This window comes from Paenibacillus sp. P4_A7, assembly GCF_056402455.1.
In genome coordinates this window covers 1-2,618 of record NZ_JBFUHJ010000614.1, presented here as the reverse complement: position 1 = coordinate 2,618, position 2,618 = coordinate 1, and the positions used below count along the sequence as shown (strand labels likewise).

The 2,618-nt window shown below is 38.8% G+C and carries 4 protein-coding genes; all 4 read right to left on the bottom strand.

The genetic code is table 11. The features are described from left to right. Positions 1 to 845 (bottom strand): hypothetical protein (locus AC1DWN_RS31920; protein WP_477562869.1); only part of this gene is annotated, 845 nt, incomplete at its 3' end. An 11-nt stretch (positions 846 to 856) separates the two neighbouring features. Continuing rightward, positions 857 to 1,669: a hypothetical protein gene (locus AC1DWN_RS31915; RefSeq protein ID WP_477562868.1), complete on the bottom strand. Its 813-nt coding sequence runs from the start codon at positions 1,667 to 1,669 to the stop codon at positions 857 to 859. Then, positions 1,666 to 2,355 carry an ATP-binding cassette domain-containing protein gene (locus AC1DWN_RS31910; protein ID WP_477562867.1) on the bottom strand — a complete coding sequence of 230 codons (690 nt, stop codon included), beginning with the start codon at positions 2,353 to 2,355 and terminating at the stop codon, positions 1,666 to 1,668. The genes AC1DWN_RS31915 and AC1DWN_RS31910 overlap by 4 nt, the downstream gene beginning before the upstream one ends. Further along, positions 2,348 to 2,618, bottom strand: a 271-nt coding sequence (locus tag AC1DWN_RS31905) for a GntR family transcriptional regulator (protein ID WP_477562866.1), incomplete at its 5' end; no start/stop codon positions are given. The genes AC1DWN_RS31905 and AC1DWN_RS31910, both read right to left, overlap by 8 nt.

Below are 2,618 nucleotides of genomic sequence, written 5' to 3'. Positions count from 1 at the left end.
GCTTCAAGCTTAMCTGTCTGATAAGAATAAGAATAAATGAGCTTGCCGACTTCTTCAGAAGAATATGAATTGTTAGATTCTCTTGAAATAACTTTCTGTTTAGTTGAATGAATGATAGCGTAGTCACTAGGTGCAGAATATAAGTCGTGTGTTACGTAACTAAGTTGATATACATAATCTTCCTTGTTATCGTTTAATGGAGTGATTTCATCACTTCTCAACAGCTCAACGCTGTTAAGGTCCACCACATAATCGAAATTTTGCGTGTAATTACCAATTTTCGAATTCTGAGAGGTTAGAACATGAATTTGCTCTCCGACAAGCTGCACATCAGCTATATAAGGAAAAGAATCTGCCGGGAAAGTCTGTTCCCATTGCCGGCTCTTATTGGAAGATAAATCAAGAATACTAATTTTCAATGCAACCTTCCAATTTTCAGAATCCTTAACATTCAGTTTTGATTCCGCATAAATAATCCAATTATCATCGGCATAAAATCCATCTAAATTACTCTTCCCTCTTATAAATTGGCGGTGATCCTTTATTAACTGCTGTAATAATTCCGCTTTTCCAGAAAATCTGGAACGATAATTATTAAACCTCTGACGAAAGTTAATGTTTCGACTAGCGTAATCACTTCCTTTTACGTCAACACCCACAGATTCCGTTTTCCATCGACCATAATATTCACCCGTAAGCTCAATATCTGCTCCTTCTGCGGGATTGCCTTGAACAGTAGTCAGCTTATAATCCGGAAGATGGTCTACTGTACCATAAAATAAGTAAATTCCGATACCTCCAACTACGAGGATACTAAGCAGTATGGAAAATAAATAGCGTTTCATGGTCATCCTCCTTACACCGTTATCTTTTTGTCGAGTAGTCGGAATCCAAGTAACAAAGACCCAACTAATACAAGACCAAACATAATAAGCTCAATCGCGAATATCTCCATGGGGTTTAAATAGGATGATGGATTATTTAATCCCAGAAATAGCATGGGGAAACTAATGGCGAATGTACAAAGCAGCAAGTATAAAATGCCATATACAATGCCTAGAAAACGATAGCTTCTCTCTACTAAAATAGCCGTAAAAATAGCGCATACCGCTATTATTCCCATACCATACGAGTATAGAAATTGCTCAATATTACGCGGAAACAAAATAGCCAACACTTCATTTGATATAATAGCGTCTGTTAAATACGATGAAACCCTCATTTCAGACGGTACAATTAGGTTGAAAATAAGCTTTTCTACACCTAATAATATGAGCTGGAAGGATAACAAACCGAATACGAAAAGTATGATTGCAGTGATTTTGGCTAAATAAATATGACGTCTTGCGGTTGGCAGCATGAGAAGGCGATAAATGAACGTATCTCTGGCCACCCAATCTCGATACCAAATTATAAATACATACAAAGCTAGTACGGCTATACTTATAAAAATGGGAACAGCAAACCAAAACTGTGTACTAGATATGGCCCAAGAAAACTTCAAAAACTCTGGAGAATTACTAATCCGTAGTTCCCTTTTTGACAATTCAGTCGATAAAGTAATCATTAATGCACTTATTTGGATGATGGCTGTTAAAGCCAATAATGCACCTAGCACATACCGGAATCGATGGATTTCCATATGAACCAGCTTTAAGTATCGGTTCACGATTGATACACCTCTCTCATTACATCTATGACCGATTTCCCATGCTCACTGCGCATTTCTTCACAGTCAAAAGCTTTGCTGACGATTCCACGCTCAATGAGAACAGCTTTATCAATGAGATGCTCCATGTCACTTATTTCATGTGTAGTCAAAAGGACTCCTCGTCCTTCAATAAGTTGACTGGAAAAAACCTCTGCAATTAATTCACGGCTGAACATGTCAATCCCTGAAAATGGTTCATCCATAAGGACATAGTCAGTGTCCTGGCTGAGTCCTAGTAGTAAGTTAAACTTAGCTGCCGTTCCTTTGGACAGATTGCCGATCCTTTCCTTCTTATCCAACTTGAAAAAACGTATTAATTCGTTTGCTCGTTCCTCGTTCCAGTTTAGGTAATAATCCTTCATGAATTGCAATCCATCAGATAGCCGCATTCCTGAAGGCATAATGAGATGATCGGGTACGAAAGCTATTTTCTCATATATCAGCTTGTGTATCGGTTGTCCATCGATGCGAATAGAGCCTCTATTTAGCGGAGTTAATCCCATAATCGCCTTCAGCACAGTAGACTTTCCGGCACCATTTATCCCTATTAGACAGGTAATTTGACCTTTCTGAGCCGTAAAGGATATGCCGTCAAGTACATTACGGCGGCGATAACGCTTAATAATGTCTACAACCTCAATCATGTTCGGATCCTCCTCCATCAATCCCTTTATCCCTCTCGTTTCTCAAGATATATTTGCTTTGCACCAAATGGAGCAGCTCCTCAATTGGAACGTCAATTTTACTTACAGATGTAATAAAAGCATCCACAGCATCGGCAAGCAGCTCCGAACGAATATCTTGTAAAATCCTCGCATCATGAGTAATGCGGCTCGGTGAATTTCCTTCTGTCACTATCAATTGTTGGTCCTCCATCTCCTTATAAGCCTTCTGTGCTGTATTGGGA